Source organism: Actinoplanes sp. NPDC051388 (assembly GCF_055586225.1).
In genome coordinates, this window is the sequence record NZ_JBVJIP010000009.1 from 317,647 (window position 1) to 333,830 (window position 16,184).

A 16,184-nucleotide genomic window follows, 5' to 3' on the forward strand; every position below is an offset into this window, starting at 1 on the left:
ATGACTTCCTCGTTTCCCGAACTGGCCGCCCGCACCCACGGATTCCGGCTCGGTCGCGCCAACAGCTTCACGGTCGCACCGGACGGATCCCGGGTGCTGTTCCTGCGTTCCCGCGGCGGCGACGACCCGGTCGGCCATCTGTGGTCGTTCGAGGTGGCCGGCGGCGAGGAGCGTCTGCTGGTCGACGCGACAATGCTGGGCGACGCCGGGAACGAGCCGTTGTCCGAGCGGGAGCGCGCCCGGCGCGAGCGGGCCCGGGACCGGTCGGCCGGCATCGGCTCGTACGCCACCGACGCCGCGGCGCGCACCGCGGTGTTCACCCTCGGCGGGCGGCTCTACGCGCTGGACGTGGCCACCGCCGAGGTCAACGACCTGGGCGCGCGCGAGCCGGTCGCCGAGGCCCGGATCGACCCGACCGGCCGCACGGTGGCCTACGTGTCGGACGGCGCGCTGCGGGTGGTCGGCCGCGACGGCAAGGACGACCGGCCGCTCGCCGAGCCGGACGGCCCCGAGGTGACCTGGGGTGAGGCGGAGCACGAGGCGTCCGAGTCGATGGACCGGTTCGAGGGCTACTGGTGGGCGCCGGACGGCGAGCGCCTGATCGTGGCGCGAGTGGACAACGAGCCGGTGCAGGTCTGGCACCTGGCCGACGCCGCCTTCCCGGAGCGGCCGCCGACCGCCCTGCGCTACCCGTCCGCGGGCACCCCGAACGCCGACGTCAGCCTGCACGTGCTGGGCCTGGACGGCGCCCGCACGCCGGTGGAGTGGGACCGCGCCGAGTTCGAATACGTCACCCGGGTCGTCTGGGATGCGACCGCCCTGCTGGTGGTCGTGCAGAACCGCCGCCAGACGGTGCAGCGGATCCTCGCCGCCGACCCGGCGACCGGCGCGACCGCGGCCGTCCAGGACACCACCGATCCGGTCTACACGACGATCGTTTCCGGCGTGCCCGCGCACCTGCCCGGCGGCGAACTGATCTGGACCGTGGACGACGGCGACACGCGCAGGCTCACCGTCGACGGCGCCCCGGTCACCCCTCCCGGCCTGCAGATGGAGGAGGTGCTGTCGGTCGACGGCGACACCGTGCTCTTCGCCGGGCGCGAGGAGCCGGCCGAGCGTCACCTGTGGACCTGGTCCGCGGACGGCGGCGCGCGTCAGGTCACCACGACGCCGGGCACCTATGACGGCCGCCGGGCGGGTGGCGTGACCGTGGTGAACGAGAACACCCTGTCCGGCGAGCGGATCACCGTCGGCGGGCACGAGCTGCGCAGCCACGCGGCCGAGTCGCCGATCCATCCGGTGCCGTTGCTGATGACGCTGGGGGAGCGGGAGTTGCGCACGGCGGTGGTCTTCCCGACCGGCCACGAGCCCGGCTCGGCCCGGCTGCCGGTGCTGATGGACCCCTATGGCGGGTTGGCCGCGCAGAAGGTCGAGACCGCCCGCAACCGGTACTTGGTCTCGCAATGGTTCGCCGATCAGGGCTTCGCGGTGGTCGTCGCGGACGGCCGCGGCACTCCCGGTCGCGGACCCCGCTGGGAACGCGCCCGCGGCGACGACCACTCCGGCCCGCGCCTGCAGGATCAGGTCGACGCCCTGCACGCCGCCGCCGAACGCCTTCCCGATCTGGACCTGACCAGGGTGGGCATTCGCGGCTGGTCGGCCGGCGGATATCTGGCCGCCCTGGCGGTCCTGCGCCGGCCGGACGTGTTCCACGCCGCGGTGGCCGGCGCGCCGGTCACCGACCAACTGCTCTACAGCTCCCACTGGCAGGAGCGCACGCTCGGCCTGCCGAGCGAAAACCCCGACGGGTACGCGCACGGCTCGCTGATCGCCGACGCACCCAACCTGAGCCGCCCGCTGCTGCTGGTGCACGGCCTGATGGACGACAACGTGCTCCCGGTGCACACGATGAAGCTGTCCGCGGCGCTGCTGGCGGCGGGCCGCCCGCACACCGTGCTGCCACTGGCCGGCGCCTCGCACATGGGCGCGCTGGCCGGCGGCCTCTGGGAGTTCGAGGTCGATTTCCTGAAGCGCTCGCTCGGGATCAGCTGAGCGGGAAGGGCGACTGGGCCCAGGCCGGCCGGCTGGACGGCTGGATCGAGGTCACCCACTTGACCCACCAGAAGCCACGGCGGCCCGGCGCCACGATGCGCGCCGGGAAGCCGTGGCCGTAGGACAGCACCGTCCCGCCCACCCCGGTCACCAGCCACACGTCGTCCAGCGTGTCTGCGCCGAACCAGCGGGCATAGCCGGTCACCGACCGCACCTCGACGCTGCGCCCGCCGGGATCGGGGAGCAGGGCGCTCAGCCGTACGCCGTCCCACTCCTGCTCGCTGCACCAGCCGCTGGTGCAGTCGAGCACCGCGGTGAACCGCTCGTGCGGCAGCGCCCGCACCGCGTCCAGGTCGAGCGTCGCCGCGCCCACCCGCAGCCGCCAGCCGGCCGGATCGACCCGCCGGACGCCGTCGTTGAGCCAGGACGTGATCTCGAGCGAGGGCTTGGGCACCGAACCGGTGAACCGGCGATCGGTCGCGGCCGCGGTGTCCCAGACCGCCGTCGCCGCCGCGGCGCCGATGCCGAGCACGCCCAGCCGCAGGAAGGCCCGCCGGTCGGCGTCGGCGCGGCGCGGGCGTACCGCATGGAGGAGGAAGTGGGCGACCACCGTGACCAGCGCGCCCACCGCGGCCCCGACGTGGATCTGCATCAGCGTCAGCGGCCCGACGAACTCGGCGTGGCCGGTCGAGTGCAGCAGGCCGCTGCCGATCGTGATCAGCACCAGGGCGGCCAGCGTGAGCGAGAGGACCTTGACCGTCAGGGCCCGCCGGACGCGCCCGAGGCCGCGCCGGATGATCACGATCTTCCACGGCGTGAGCAGCAGGATCGCCAGTGCGGCCGCGGCGTGCACCTGGATCAGGTCGAGCGGCCAGTTCACCCCGATGGTGTTGGCGGTCAGCCCGGTGACCGCGCCGAGGGCGAGGAGCAGGCCGAGCGCGAGATCGATCCGCCGCCCGGCCTGCCTGCCACGCAGACCCACCCGCATGGTCGGAACGCTAGCGCGGCTCGCCGGGGCCGAGCTGCTCGACGATCCGGGCGGCCAGTTGCTGCGCCTTTTCCGGCGACGGGGAATCGATTTCCACTTCGCGGTCGCCGACGCGTACCCGGATCTTGGTTTTGATCCGCCGGGTGCCCCAGCCACGCGCCCAGCGTGGTGGCGATCGCGGTGATGAGAGCCTCGTTGTTGCTGACGAATTCGAGGGCGTCGGCGACCGATCCCATTTCGTCCGCGGGCGGCGTGGGGATGGATTGCTGAATGCGCACGCCGCGGAGTTCCGGTTCCTGGCGGCACCATTCCGCGAACGAGCGGATGGCTTCGTGATCATCGGGCGCGACTACAGTGACCTGCATCCGGCTTACGGTATGGCGCTGGTGGCCCACGGTCCACCGGCACCCGATGGGATGAACAGCGATGACGGACCACGGGCGGGTGATCGCGGGCCGATACCGGCTGGGCGAGCTGCTCGGCCGCGGCGGCACGGCCGAGGTCTACCGTGCCCGTGACGAGCGGCTCGGGCGCGACGTGGCGGTCAAGCTGATGCGCGCCGACCTGGCCCGCGATTCGGACCTGCAAAGGGCGTTCCGCCGTGAGGCGAGCAGCGTCTCGATACTGAACCACCCGGCAATCGTCGCCGTCTTCGACCACGGTGTGGACGGAACCCGGCCCGGCCTGGAGCAGCCGTTCCTGGTGATGGAGCTCGTCCGTGGGCACTCGCTCAGGGACTTGCTCGCCGCCGAGCACCATCTCGTCCCGCGCCGCGCGCTGGAGATCATCGCCGGCATCTGCGTCGCGCTGGAGGTCAGTGACCGGCACGGGATCGTCCACCGTGACATCAAGCCCGGCAACGTGATGGTGACGCCCGAGGGCCAGGTCAAGGTGATGGACTTCGGCCTCCACGGCCGACTCGGCGATGGCTCCGACCCTTTCGAGGAGGTCATCGGCACGGCGGCATACCTCTCCCCGGAGATGGCCCGTGGCGAGCGGGCGGACGGTCGTTCGGATGTGTACTCGACCGGATGTGTGCTCTTCGAACTGCTCGTCGGGCGGCCTCCGTTCGAGGGAGACAACCCGGTCAGCATCGCCTATCAGCACGTCCGGGAGGCCCCGTCGCCGCCGAGCCAGGTCATGCGCGGGATCCCTGACGCCGTCGACGCCGTCGTGCTCAAGGCTCTCGCGAAGAACCCGTCGGATCGGTACCAGTCCGCCCCGGAGATGCGTTCCGACGCACTGCGGGTGGCCTCCGGCCTGCCGGCCGTCGTCAAGGAGGACTCCGAGTTCTGGTGGCAGACGCGTGCGGTGCCGCGCGAGGAAGCTCCGACCGGCCAGCTGTGGGCTCTGGACGACACCCCGGTGGATTCGCTAATCGCCGTCGTGCCCGACACCCCTTCGGTGAAGTATTCGCGGAGCAGCATTCAGGATCTGGAGGCGGCGGGCGAACGACTCAAACAGCAGGTGGACGACGCCATCCGCCGGCGCGACTACGACCGCGCCGACGCCCTGCGCCGGGAGGAGTCGGCGATCTACACCGAACTCCTGCGCCGCGCGAAGGGCCGCCCGGGCACCCCGCGGGAGAGCGGCGGCGGCCGGATGCCGGATCGCACCGAGCCGTCCGCGATCCTGATCGGAACCCCGGCCTACGCCGACGCCAACCTGGCGGATCTGCCCGCGGTCGCGAACAACCTCGAGGCACTCGAGAAGGTGCTGGGCAACGCCGAGCTCGGCGGCTTCGCCCCCGACCGCATCCACGTGCAGGTGAATCCCGATCGCGACGTCGGCGACTGGATCGCCGGCATCGCCGAGGACACCTACGACACCCTGTTCGTCTACTACGCCGGCCACGGCCTCCTCGGCGCCGACGGTGAGCTCTATCTGGGCCTGCGGGTCACCAACAGCGCCCGTCCGATGTATTCCGGCCTGGCCTATCAGGACCTGCGCAAAGCGATGATCCACAGCCCGGCCCGCAACAAGGTCGTCGCGCTGGACTGCTGCTATTCCGGCCGCGCGGTCGGCGTCATGTCCGGCGCCGACGTCGCCGACGGCCGGGTCGACGTGGAGGGCACCTATGTGATCACCTCCGCCTCCGCGACGAACGTTTCCTACGCCCCGGCCGGCGCGAAATACACCGCATTCTCCGGCGAATTCATCGGGCTGTTGCAGAACGGCACCGCCGAGGCCGCGGAACTGCTCCGCCTCGCCGACATCTACCGCCACCTGCGCCGCAATCTGCGCAGCCGCAACATTTCGCCACAGCAGCGCGGCGTCGACACGGTGACCGATCTGGCGTTGACCAGAAATCCGGCCTGGCCCGGCTGAAGCTGAAAGCCCGGCTGAAGCTGAAAGCCCGGCTGAAGCTGAAAGCCCGGCTGAAGCTGAAAGCCCGGCTGAAGCTGAAAGCCCGGCTGAACCTGAGTACGTGCACTCTGTCCGGCCCCGGTGGCCGGACGAGACGCTAGGGGCGTCCGATGACAAGGGAGGCCCCAGGTGGAAACGGTGACCGTCGGCAACGGCGATCCGATCAGCGCGGAGCGGCTGAACTCCGCGCTCGACCGCCTGGTCGATCGCGGCGTGCTCAACCGCGTGCAGGCCGGCGCGGTCGTGCAGGAGGTCGGCGGCGTCGCAGCCCAGCCGCGGCCGGAGGGTCTGCGGCGGCGGCTCGGCGAGATCGCGGGCTATCTGGGCGCCTCCTTCGTGATCGGCGCGACGCTGCTGTTCCTCGGCGAGGAGTGGGAGTCGCTGGGCCGGTCGGGCCGGGTCGCGATCCTCGCCGCCATGGCCGCGGTGCTGTTCGGCGCCGGCCTGGCCGTGCGGTGGCGGGCCGCGCCACCGGACGAGGCCTGGTGGCGGCCGTGGACCGACGACCACGTGCGCCGCCGGCTGGCCAGCACGCTGATGACCGCGGGCGCCGCGGCGACCGCCTTCGCGGTGATCGCGCGGCTCGAGGACGCCGACCAGGGCCCGCTCGCCTGCTCGGCCGCGGGGCTCGTGGTGGCCGGCGCCGGATATCTGCTCGCCCGCAGCGCGGTCGGCCAGCTCGGCCTCGCGTTCGGGGTGTTCGCGGTCTACCTGAGCGTGCTCGACCTGCGGGACGCCACCGATCCCGACGTGATCGGCGGCGGCCTGCTGACGATCGGCGCGATCTGGGCGCTCGCGACGTGGGGCCGGGTGTTTGCCGAGCGCCGGTTCGCGCTGGCCATCGCGGTCACCTATGCCCTGGTCGGGGCCCAGTTCATCGTGCTCGGCGACGGTGAGGCCCAGGACTTCCTGGCCTATGCGCTGACCGCGCTGGTGGCCGGCGTCTGCTTCGTGGCCTATGCGCGGATCCGCGAGTGGGTGGTGCTGGCCGGCGGCGTGATCGGCGCGACCCTGGTGGTGCCCGAGTTCCTCTACGACATCACCGACGGCTCACTCGGCGCGAGCGGCGTGATGCTGGTCGCCGGAGTCACCCTGCTGGCCGGCAGCCTCGCCGGACTGCGCATCCGCCGCACCCCGGAGGATCACCCGGCCGAGGCCGAAAGCGTGACCCGGTAGCGCCGGGCCACGATCTACGGTGGATCTCCCCGACCGGACAAAGAGGACGGAGGGCTGCGGAGGTTAAAGCTGGAAGGCGGAGGTGGCGGCGGTGCGCTCGGCGGTGGCCCGGGCCCAGCTGCCGCTGGTCAGGATGCCGACGGCGAGGACCGTGGCGCCGCAGCCGGCGATGATCCACCAGGCCGCGTGGCTGGCCCGGGCGAAGTCGGCCGCCGCGCTCGACGCCACCACCGCGCCGATCACCGCCACGCCCAGCGAGCCGCCCACCTGGCGGCTGGTCGAGGCCACCGCCGCCGCCGTGCCGGCCTGGCTGGGCGGCATGCCGGAGACCGCGGTGTTGGTGATCGGCACGTTCACCATGCCGAAGCCGAAACCGAAGACGACGAAGGCGGCGATCAGCACCGCGTCCGGGGTGTCCGCGGCCAGCCGGGTCAGCGGCAGCATGGAGAGCGTCATCGCGGAGCCGGCCAGGATCAGCGGCAGCCGGGTGCCGCGGGCGGCGACCAGGCGGCCGCACAACGGCGCGAAGATCAAGGTCATCACGGCCATGGGTACGGTGTACAGCCCGGCGTGCAGCGCGCTGTACCCGCGTACGTCCTGTAGGTAGATCGTGGTCAGGAAGAGGAAACCGCCCAGCGCGCCGAACGCGCAGACCGCGATCACCGTCGCCCCGGAGAACGGCGCGCTGCGGAAGAAGCGCAGGTCGAGCAGGGGCTCGTCGCGGCGTGGCTCATAGATCAGCAGCCCGGTCAGCGCCAGCGCCCCGAGCGTGAAGCAGCCCAGGATCTCGAGCGAGGACCAGCCGGACGACGGCCCCTCGATGATGCCGTAGGTGATCGACGCCATCACGGTCAGCACCAGCGCCTGGCCGACCGGGTCGAGCCGGCGTGGCCGCGGCGCCCGGGACTCGGGCACGAACCGGGCCGCCAGCAGCACCGCCGCGATGCCGATCGGGATGTTGATCCAGAAGATCGAGCGCCAGCCGAAGGACGCCGTCAGCACGCCGCCGAGCAGCGGCCCGGCCGCCATGCTGAAGCCGACCACCGAGGCCCAGACGCCGATCGCGCGGGCCCGGTCGCGTGGGTCGGTGAAGGTGTTCGTGATGATCGACATGGCCACCGGGTTGAGCATCGACCCGCCGAGCGCCTGCACCATCCGGAAGGCGATCAGCCAGCCCAGGCTCGGCGCGGCGCTGCAGAGCAGCGAACCCAGGGTGAACAGTGTCAAACCGGTCTGGAACGTGCGCCGCCGGCCGACCCGGTCACCGGTGGCCCCGCCGAGGATCAGCAGGCTGGCCAGCACCAGCGTGTACGCGTCCAGGATCCACTGCAGCCCGGACACCGAGGCGTCCAGGTCGGCGCGGATCGCGGGCAGCGCGATGTTCACGATCGTGACGTCCACCCCGACGATGAACAGGCTCATGCAGCAGATTGCGAGCACGAGCCAGGGGCGGCGTCCGGGCACAACAGGCATCTTGCCCGCATCCGGCGGCCACGAGACGTTTACCACGCCGCTGTGCGCTGCGCCGGAGCGTCGGCCCTGGTGAGATGTGCTGATGACGAACATCTGGCCGGGGAACCCGTACCCGCTCGGCGCGACCTACGACGGCGGCGGCACCAACTTCGCCCTCTTCTCGGAGGTGGCCGAGCGGGTCGAGCTGTGCCTGTTCGACGACGACGGCAAGGAGACCCGGATCGACCTGCCGGAGCGTGAGGCCCTGGTCTGGCACGGTTACCTGCCGCGGATCGTCCCGGGTCAGCGTTACGGCTACCGGGTGCACGGCCGCTACGACCCCGGATCGGGCCTGCGCTGTGACCCGGGCAAGCTGCTGCTGGATCCCTATGCGAAGGCGATCGACGGGCACAACGAGTGGAACCAGGCCCTGTTCTCGTACCGGTTCGGTGACCCGGAGTCCTTCCACGACGGCGACTCGGCGCCCTATGCGATGCGGTCCGTGGTGATCAACCCGTTCTTCGACTGGGCCAACGACCGCCCGCTGCGCATCCCGTTCCACCAGACGGTGATCTACGAGGCGCACGTCAAGGGCATGACCCAGCGGCACCCGGGCATCCCGGAGGACGTCCGCGGCACCTACTCGGGCCTGGCCCACCCGACGATGATCAAGCACTTCAAGCAGCTCGGGGTGACCGCCGTCGAGCTGATGCCGGTGCACCAGTTCGTGCACGACAGCACCCTGATCGAGCGCGGCCTGACCAACTACTGGGGTTACAACACCATCGGCTTCTTCGCCCCGCACAACGGCTACGGCTCGTTCGGCGGCCGCGGCGGCCAGGTGCAGGAGTTCAAGACGATGGTCAAGTCGCTGCACGCGGCCGGCATCGAGGTCATCCTGGACGTGGTCTACAACCACACCGCCGAGGGCAACCACCTCGGGCCCACGCTGTCCTTCCGCGGCATCGACAACCGGGCCTACTACCGCCTGGTCGACGAGGACAAGCGGTACTACTACGACACCACCGGCACCGGGAACAGCCTGAACGTGCGCCACCACGAGTCGTTGCGGCTGATCATGGACTCGCTGCGCTACTGGGTGACCGAGATGCACGTGGACGGCTTCCGCTTCGACCTGGCCTCGGCGCTGGCCCGCGAGTTCCACGAGGTGAACCGGCTGGCCGCGTTCTTCGACCTGGTCAACCAGGACCCGGTGGTGAGCCAGGTCAAGCTGATCGCCGAGCCGTGGGACGTCGGCGACGGCGGCTACCAGGTGGGCGGCTTCCCTCCGCTGTGGACCGAGTGGAACGGCAAATATCGCGACTCGGTGCGCGACTTCTGGCGCGGCGAGCCGTCCAGCCTGGGCGAGTTCGTCTCCCGCTTCAGCGGCTCCTCCGACCTGTACGAGATCGACGGCCGCCGCCCGATCGCCTCGATCAACTTCGTCACCGCGCACGACGGCTTCACGATGACCGACCTGGTGTCGTACAACGAGAAGCACAACGACGCCAACGGCGAGGGCAACCGTGACGGCGAGAGCCACAACCGGTCCTGGAACTGCGGCGTGGAGGGCGTGACCGAGGACAACGAGGTGCTGGCGCTGCGCGAGCGGCAGAAGCGCAACTTCCTCACCACGCTGCTGCTCAGCCAGGGCGTGCCGATGATCTCGCACGGCGACGAGCTGGGCCGCACCCAGCAGGGCAACAACAACACCTACTGCCAGGACGGCGAGCTGTCCTGGGTGGACTGGGCGGACGCCCGGCACCACGACGTGCTGACCCAGTTCACCGCCTCGGTGACCCGGCTGCGCGCCGAGCACCCGGTGTTCCGCCGCCGCCGGTTCTTCCAGGGCAGCCCGCTGCCCGGCGCGAAGGTGCCGGACATCGCCTGGTTGCGCCGCGACGGCGAGCCGATGACCCAGCAGGACTGGAACACGCTCGGCGGCATGACCATGACCGTGTTCCTGAACGGCGAGGGCATCCCGGAGCGCGACGTGATGGGCGAGCCGATCACCGACGCCTCGTTCCTGCTGCTCTTCAACCCGCTGGGCGAGCAGGTGACGTTCACGCTTCCGCCGCGCGGCTTCGGGCGCACCTGGGACACTGTGGTGGACACCGCCGACCCGTTGCTGGCCGGCCGGCGGAAGATCGCCAAGGCGGGCGGGGCGGTGCAGGTCCGGGGGCACACGATGGTCGTTCTGCAATGCCGCCACTGAGCCCGGACCGACCGACCCGGAGGGACCGTTGACCGACCTGGATCGCTTCGTCACCGCTCAGCAGGGCGTGCACGAGACCGCCGTCGCCGAGCTGCGCGCCGGGCGGAAGCGCACCCATTGGATGTGGTTCGTCTTTCCGCAGGTCGCCGGGCTGGGGTCCAGCCCGGCCGCCCAGCGGTACGCGCTGAGCGGTCTCGCCGAGGCCCGCGAGTACCTGGCGCATCCCGTGCTGGGCCCGCGCCTGACCGAGGCCGCCGAGGCGATGCTCGCGGTCGAGGGCCGCAGCGCGTCGGAGATCCTCGGCTTCCCCGACGACCTCAAGCTGCGCTCGTCGATGACCCTGTTCGCGGCGGCCGGCGGCGGCCCGGTCTTCGAGCGGGTGCTGGCCCGCTACTACGAGGGCCCGGACCAGCGCACCCTGGAACTCGTCAGTGCGCCGGGGTCTTGAACGGGTCGTGGTCGGTGAGCAGCTTGTCCAGCCGGGCCTGGTCGACCCGCCGCACCACGTAACTGGAGTCCTGCTGGTCGCGGATCACCTTGGCCAGGGTGAACGCCGAGGTGACCACATAGAGGAAGCCGATCGCCAGGAACGCACGGATCCAGGCGCCGACCGGAAGATAGACGATCCCCACCGACACGGCGGTGAGCGAGATGCCGAAGGACGCGACGGCCTGACCGAAGAACGCGCCGGTCGGCTTGTTGTTCGTGTTGTTGTCCATACGGAGAGTCTCGTGGCGGGCCCGCGGCGGCCGACTGAGCACGGGTACTCAGGTCCGATTGCGACAGGGTGACGGAATGGTAGACGTGATCGTTATCGGCGGCGGCATCATCGGCCTGACCGCCGCCGTCCGGCTGGGCGAGGCAGGCCTCGACGTCACGGTGTGGGCGGCGGACCCGCCGGAGCGGACCGTGTCGGCCGTCGCCGCCGCGGTCTGGTACCCGACCCGGACCGATTTCGATCCCCGGGTGCAGGCGTGGGGCCGGGCCACCTACGACGAGTTCACCCGGCAGGCGCTCGGCGGCGTGCCCGGCCTGCTGATCCGCCCGACCCTCAACGTCGAGCCCGGCGAGGGCGACGAGCTGCCGTGGTGGGCGCCACCCGGGCTGAGCGTCCGCCCGGGCGCCGAGCCGGGCGAGCGGGAGTTGCGCTTCCCCGCGCCGCTGGCCGAGATGCGGGTCTATCTGCCCTGGCTGGAGCGGCAGGTCAAGGTGGAGCGGCGGGCGGCCGGCTCGCTCGACGAGGCGCTCGCCGAGGCGCCGCTGGTGGTGAATGCGACCGGGCTGGCCGCGCGCGAGCTGGCCGGCGACGACGCGGTCTATCCGGCCCGCGGCCAGATCGTGCTGGTCCGCAACCACGGCATCGAGGAATCGGTGCGGTCGCACGGGTTCTACGTGCATCCGCGGCTCGACGACGTGGTGCTGGGCGGCACCTTCGAGCCGGACGACTGGGACCTGACCCCGCGGCCGGAGGTGCGCGAGCTGATCCTCGAGCGCACCCGCGCGCTGGTGCCCGCCCTCGCGGGCGCGGAGATGCTGGGGGAGCGGGTCGGGTTGCGGCCGTGCCGGCATGGCGGGCCGCGGGTGGAGCGGGACGGGCGGATCGTGCACGCCTATGGGCATGGCGGGGCCGGGATGACGCTCTCCTGGGGATGCGCCGACGAGATCAGCAGCCTGATCATGAACTGAAAGTGATCAGAAGGTTTCGCAGCGGTTAACGGACCACTAACGTCGGCCTATGGCTGAACGACGTCTGCTCAATCTGCTGGGACACTCCGGGCGCGACCCGATGACCTGCCTGTACCGGTGCGGCAATGCCTGCGACCACCCGGTGCCCAACGACTCGGACAACCCGTACTTCGGTGACGTCGTCGCCTCCCGCCGCGGCGTGCTGGCCGCCGGCGCGATCGTGATCGGCGCCGGGGTGGCGACGGCGTCCGGCGGCGCGCCCGCCGAGGCCGCGGCGCCCGCTCAGCAGGCGCCCGCAACAAGACCCGCGGCAAAAGGGGAGCTCACCTTCAAGCCGATCCCGCCGAACGAGATCGACAGCGTGATCGTGCCCAACGGCTACGACCACGCCGTCGTGATCCGCTGGGGTGACCCGATCCTGCCCGGCGCGCCCGCCCTGGACGTGCACCACCAGACCGCCGCCCGGCAGCTCAAGCAGTACGGCTACAACAACGACTTCCTCGGCGTGCTGCCGCTCGGCCGGGACCGCGCCCTGCTGGTGTCCAATCACGAGTACACCAACGAGGAGCTGATGTTCCCGGGCTTCACCACGCTCGAGGCGATGACCGTCGAGCACGTCCGGGTGGCGATGGCCGCGCACGGCATGTCCGTGGTCGAGCTCGAGCGGGTCGGCCGCACCGGGCGGTGGCAGCCGGTGCGCACCGGCCGGCGCCGGTACAACCGCCGGTTCACCATGCTGGAGACGCCGTTCCGGTTCGACGGGCCGGCGGCCGGCTCGCCGCTGCTGCGCACCGCCGCCGACCCGCGCGGCGTGAGCGCGATCGGCACCCTGAACAACTGCTCGGGCGGCGTCACGCCGTGGGGCACGGTGCTGTCCGGCGAGGAGAACTTCAACCAGTACTTCGTCGGCGGGGACATGGCGCCGGCCGAGCTGAAGCCGACCCTGAACCGATACGGCATCACCACCACCGCGCGCTACCCGAGCGGGTCCCGCCGCTGGGAACGCGCGCAGGAACGCTTCGACCTGGCCAAGCACCCCAACGAGGCGCACCGGTTCGGCTGGATCGTCGAGGTCGACCCGTACGAGCCCGGGTCGACGCCGCGCAAGCACACCGCGATGGGCCGCTTCAAGCACGAGGGCGCGAACGTGATCGTGGCCCGCAGCGGTCACGTGGTGGCCTACATGGGCGACGACGAGCGGTTCGACTATCTTTACAAGTTCGTCTCCGAGAAGAGGTTCCGCCCGAACGACCGCGCGCACAACAAGACCCTGCTGGAGTCGGGCACGCTCTACGTCGCCAAGCTCACCGGGGACAGCCCGCCGGCCGAGATCGACGGCTCCGGCCGGCTCCCGTCGGACGGGCTCTTCGACGGCACCGGGCAGTGGGTCAAGCTCGCGTCCGGCGGCCGCTCCTTCGTCGCGGGGATGAGCGTCGAGCAGGTTCTCACGTACGCCCGGCTGGCCGGCGACGCGGTCGGCGCGACCAAGATGGACCGCCCCGAGGACGTCCAGCCCAACCTGATCAGCGGCAAGATCTACGCCGCCTGCACCAACAACACGAACCGGGGCGTCGGCACGTACCCGGGCGTGGACGAGGCGAACCCGCGGGTCAACAACAAGCACGGCCAGATCTTCGAGATCACCGAGGACGGCGGCGACCACACCGGCACCACCTTCACCTGGGCGCTGCCGATCGTCTGCGGCGACCCGGCCGACCCGGCCACGTTCTTCGCCGGCTACGACAAGACCAAGGTCTCGCCGATCTCCTGCCCGGACAACGTGGCCTTCGACACCACCGGCAACCTCTGGATCTCCACCGACGGCAACCAGTTGGGCAGCAACGACGGCCTGTTCGCCACGCCGCTCGAAGGGCCGGAGAAGGGCCACCTCAAGCAGTTCCTGACGGTGCCGCCGGGCGCCGAGACGTGCGGGCCGTTCATCACCGAGGACGACCGCTCGGTCTTCGTGGCGGTGCAGCACCCGGGTGAGATCAGCGGAGCGTCCCAGGAGAACCCGGCGTCCACCTGGCCGGACGGCGACTTCGCCAAACCCGCCGTGGTGGTCACCTGGCGCCTGGACGGCGGCTACATCGGCAGCTAAGGGTTACTCACCTGGGGTTGTTCATTCGGCGTTCATCCATTGGCCGGGCCGGCGGCAAGCGGGTTCTCCTAGCGTCTCGACATGACCGTGAGACGACGCCTGCTTCCGCTGCTCGGCCCTGCCGTTCATGGTGGGCGCGACAACATGACCTGCCTCTACCGCTGCGGCAACGCCTGCGACCATCCGGTGCCGAACGGTTCGGACAACCCGTACCTGGGTGACATCGTCGCCTCCCGGCGTGGCGTCCTGGCCGGCGCGATCGTGATCGGCGCCGGCGTGGCCGCGGTGTCCGGCGCCGAGCCGGCCGCCGCCGCGCCCGAGGTGGCCCCGATGGCCGCGCCCAAGGCCCGAGCCGGCGCGCTCACCTTCAAGCCGATCCCACCGAACAGACTCGACAACCTGGTGGTGCCGAACGGCTACGACAGCGCGGTGGTGATGCGCTGGGGCGACCCGGTGGTGCCCGGCGCGCCGGCGCTCGACGTCACCCGGCAGACCGCGGCGCGGCAATCCGGGCAGTTCGGCTACAACAACGACTTCGTCGGCGTGGTGCCGCTGGGCCGCGACGGCCGCCGCGCGCTGCTGGTGTGCAATCACGAGTACACCAACGAGGAGCTGATGTTCCCCGGCTTCACCGGCCTGGACGCGATGACCACCGACCAGATCGAGGCGGCCATCGCGGCGCACGGCCTGTCGGTCGTGCAGCTCGAACGGGTCGGCGACACCGGCCGATGGCGGCGGTCGGACGCCGGGCGGCTGCCCTACAACCGGCGGATCACCGCCTTCGCCACGCGCTTCGACCTGACCGGCCCGGCGGCCGGCTCGGAACACCTGAAGACCGCCGCCGACCCGCGCGGCCGTGTGGTGATCGGCACGCTGAACAACTGCTCCGGCGGTGTCACGCCGTGGGGCACGATCCTGTCCGGCGAGGAGAACTTCAACCAGTACTTCGGCGGTGGCGACGGTGTGCCCGAGGCGGACAAGCCGCGGCTGGCCCGCTACGGCATCTCGACCACCACCCGCTACCCGTCCGGCGCCCGCAAGTGGGACCGGGTGCAGGAGCGGTTCGACCTGGCCAAGCACCCGCACGAGGCGAACCGCTTCGGCTGGATCGTCGAGGTCGACCCCTATGAGCCGCAGGCCCGGCCGCGCAAGCACACCGCGATGGGCCGCCTCAAGCACGAGGGCGCGAACGTGATCGTGGCCCGCAGCGGTCACGTGGTGGCCTACATGGGCGACGACGAGCGCTTCGACTATCTCTACAAGTTCGTCTCCGAGAAGAAGTACAAGCCGGGCGACCGCCGGCACAACCTGACGCTGCTGGAGTCGGGCACGCTCTACGCCGCCAAGGTGACCGGGGACAGCCCGCCGGCCGAGATCGACGGCACCGGCAAGCTGCCCTCGGACGGCCTGTTCGACGGCGCCGGCCAGTGGATCCGGCTGGTCTCCGGCGAGCGCTCCTACGTCCCCGGCATGACCGCCGCCGAGGTGCTCACCTTCACCCGGCTGGCCGGCGACGCGGTCGGCGCGACCAAGATGGACCGTCCCGAGGACGTCCAGCCGAGCCTCACCACCGGGAAGATCTATGCCGCGATGACCAACAACACCAACCGGGGCGTCGGTACGAACCCGGGCGTGGACGAGGCCAATCCGCGGGTCAACAACAAGCACGGTCAGATCTTCGAGCTGACCGAGGACGGCGGCGACCACACCGGCACCACCTTCGCCTGGGCGCTGCCGATCGTCTGCGGCGACCCGGCCGACCCGTCGACGTACTTCGCGGGCTTCGACAAGACCAAGGTCTCGCCGATCTCGTGCCCGGACAACGTGGCGTTCGACTCCGCGGGCAATCTGTGGATCTCCACCGACGGCAACGCGCTGCTCAGCAACGACGGGCTGTTCGCGGTGCCGCTGGACGGCGCGGACCGGGGTCACCTGCGGCAGTTCCTGACGGTGCCACTGGGCGCGGAGACGTGCGGGCCGTTCATCACCGAGGACGATCGCTCGGTCTTCGTGGCGGTGCAGCACCCGGGTGAGATCAGCGGAGCGTCCCAGGAGAACCCGGCGTCCACCTGGCCGGACGGCGACTTCGCCAAGCCCGGCGTGGTGGTCACCTGGCGGCTGGACGGCGGCCCGATCGGGAGCTAGCT

Annotated in this window: 12 protein-coding genes; 8 read left to right on the plus strand and 4 right to left on the minus strand. The window is 71.1% G+C overall.

Annotated elements, in window-relative coordinates; translation table 11 throughout:
- Positions 1-2,052: a S9 family peptidase gene (locus ACZ6TI_RS24245; RefSeq protein WP_465347405.1), complete on the plus strand. Its 2,052-nt coding sequence runs from the start codon at positions 1-3 to the stop codon at positions 2,050-2,052.
- Here the strand turns inward: ACZ6TI_RS24245 and ACZ6TI_RS24250 are convergent.
- Both ACZ6TI_RS24250 and ACZ6TI_RS24255 read right to left on the minus strand, forming a co-directional pair.
- Positions 2,045-3,040 (minus strand): molybdopterin-dependent oxidoreductase, encoded by a 996-nt coding sequence (locus tag ACZ6TI_RS24250; protein ID WP_465347406.1) that lies wholly within the window; start codon positions 3,038-3,040, stop codon positions 2,045-2,047. The genes ACZ6TI_RS24245 and ACZ6TI_RS24250 overlap by 8 nt on opposite strands.
- Positions 2,950-3,405 (minus strand): effector-associated constant component EACC1, encoded by a 456-nt coding sequence (locus ACZ6TI_RS24255; protein WP_465347407.1) that lies wholly within the window; start codon positions 3,403-3,405, stop codon positions 2,950-2,952. The genes ACZ6TI_RS24250 and ACZ6TI_RS24255 overlap by 91 nt, the downstream gene beginning before the upstream one ends.
- Positions 3,406-3,466: 61 nt before the next feature.
- Between ACZ6TI_RS24255 and ACZ6TI_RS24260 the strand changes: the two genes are divergently transcribed.
- Both ACZ6TI_RS24260 and ACZ6TI_RS24265 read left to right on the plus strand, forming a co-directional pair.
- Positions 3,467-5,368 carry a caspase, EACC1-associated type gene (locus tag ACZ6TI_RS24260; protein ID WP_465347408.1) on the plus strand — a complete coding sequence of 634 codons (1,902 nt, stop codon included), beginning with the start codon at positions 3,467-3,469 and terminating at the stop codon, positions 5,366-5,368.
- Positions 5,369-5,536: 168 nt separating this feature from the next.
- Positions 5,537-6,583, plus strand: a complete 1,047-nt coding sequence (locus tag ACZ6TI_RS24265; protein ID WP_465347409.1) for a hypothetical protein — start codon at positions 5,537-5,539, stop codon at positions 6,581-6,583.
- Positions 6,584-6,646: 63 nt separating this feature from the next.
- Here the strand turns inward: ACZ6TI_RS24265 and ACZ6TI_RS24270 are convergent, their stop codons facing one another.
- Entirely contained in the window at positions 6,647-8,005 is a 1,359-nt protein-coding gene (locus ACZ6TI_RS24270; RefSeq protein WP_465347410.1) for an MFS transporter, read from the minus strand.
- A 133-nt stretch (positions 8,006-8,138) separates the two neighbouring features.
- On the opposite strand from ACZ6TI_RS24270, the gene glgX reads away from it, so the two are divergent.
- Both glgX and ACZ6TI_RS24280 read left to right on the plus strand, forming a co-directional pair.
- On the plus strand, positions 8,139-10,250 hold the full coding sequence (gene glgX, locus ACZ6TI_RS24275; RefSeq protein WP_465347411.1) for a glycogen debranching protein GlgX: 2,112 nt from the start codon (positions 8,139-8,141) through the stop codon (positions 10,248-10,250).
- Between the two features lie 28 nt (positions 10,251-10,278).
- Complete coding sequence (locus ACZ6TI_RS24280; RefSeq protein ID WP_465347412.1) at positions 10,279-10,698, plus strand: DUF1810 domain-containing protein; 420 nt, start codon at positions 10,279-10,281, stop codon at positions 10,696-10,698.
- Here the strand turns inward: ACZ6TI_RS24280 and ACZ6TI_RS24285 are convergent.
- Positions 10,679-10,969 carry a YiaA/YiaB family inner membrane protein gene (locus tag ACZ6TI_RS24285; protein WP_465347413.1) on the minus strand — a complete coding sequence of 97 codons (291 nt, stop codon included), beginning with the start codon at positions 10,967-10,969 and terminating at the stop codon, positions 10,679-10,681. The two genes, ACZ6TI_RS24280 and ACZ6TI_RS24285, sit on opposite strands and share 20 nt — an antisense overlap.
- Positions 10,970-11,045: 76 nt before the next feature.
- Here ACZ6TI_RS24285 and ACZ6TI_RS24290 point away from each other — a divergent pair, with 76 nt between their 5' ends.
- The 3 genes from ACZ6TI_RS24290 (at position 11,046) to ACZ6TI_RS24300 (ending at position 16,182) form a co-directional block, all read left to right on the plus strand.
- A complete protein-coding gene (locus tag ACZ6TI_RS24290) occupies positions 11,046-11,936 on the plus strand; it encodes an FAD-dependent oxidoreductase (protein ID WP_465347414.1) in 891 nt (296 codons plus the stop codon).
- 49 nt (positions 11,937-11,985) lie between these two features.
- Positions 11,986-14,037 (plus strand): PhoX family protein, encoded by a 2,052-nt coding sequence (locus tag ACZ6TI_RS24295; protein ID WP_465347415.1) that lies wholly within the window; start codon positions 11,986-11,988, stop codon positions 14,035-14,037.
- An 81-nt stretch (positions 14,038-14,118) separates the two neighbouring features.
- Entirely contained in the window at positions 14,119-16,182 is a 2,064-nt protein-coding gene (locus tag ACZ6TI_RS24300) for a PhoX family protein (protein WP_465347416.1), read from the plus strand.
- Positions 16,183-16,184: the final 2 nt, after the last annotated feature.

Coding starts and splice junctions, on each gene's coding strand:
- ACZ6TI_RS24290 (WP_465347414.1), top strand. CDS start 11,046: ATGGTAGACGTGATCGTTATCGGCGGCGGCATCATCGGCCTGACCGCC.
- ACZ6TI_RS24255 (WP_465347407.1), bottom strand. CDS start 3,405: ATGCAGGTCACTGTAGTCGCGCCCGATGATCACGAAGCCATCCGCTCG.
- ACZ6TI_RS24295 (WP_465347415.1), top strand. CDS start 11,986: ATGGCTGAACGACGTCTGCTCAATCTGCTGGGACACTCCGGGCGCGAC.
- ACZ6TI_RS24270 (WP_465347410.1), bottom strand. CDS start 8,005: ATGAGCCTGTTCATCGTCGGGGTGGACGTCACGATCGTGAACATCGCG.
- ACZ6TI_RS24285 (WP_465347413.1), bottom strand. CDS start 10,969: ATGGACAACAACACGAACAACAAGCCGACCGGCGCGTTCTTCGGTCAG.
- ACZ6TI_RS24300 (WP_465347416.1), top strand. CDS start 14,119: ATGACCGTGAGACGACGCCTGCTTCCGCTGCTCGGCCCTGCCGTTCAT.
- glgX (WP_465347411.1), top strand. CDS start 8,139: ATGACGAACATCTGGCCGGGGAACCCGTACCCGCTCGGCGCGACCTAC.
- ACZ6TI_RS24250 (WP_465347406.1), bottom strand. CDS start 3,040: ATGCGGGTGGGTCTGCGTGGCAGGCAGGCCGGGCGGCGGATCGATCTC.
- ACZ6TI_RS24245 (WP_465347405.1), top strand. CDS start 1: ATGACTTCCTCGTTTCCCGAACTGGCCGCCCGCACCCACGGATTCCGG.
- ACZ6TI_RS24260 (WP_465347408.1), top strand. CDS start 3,467: ATGACGGACCACGGGCGGGTGATCGCGGGCCGATACCGGCTGGGCGAG.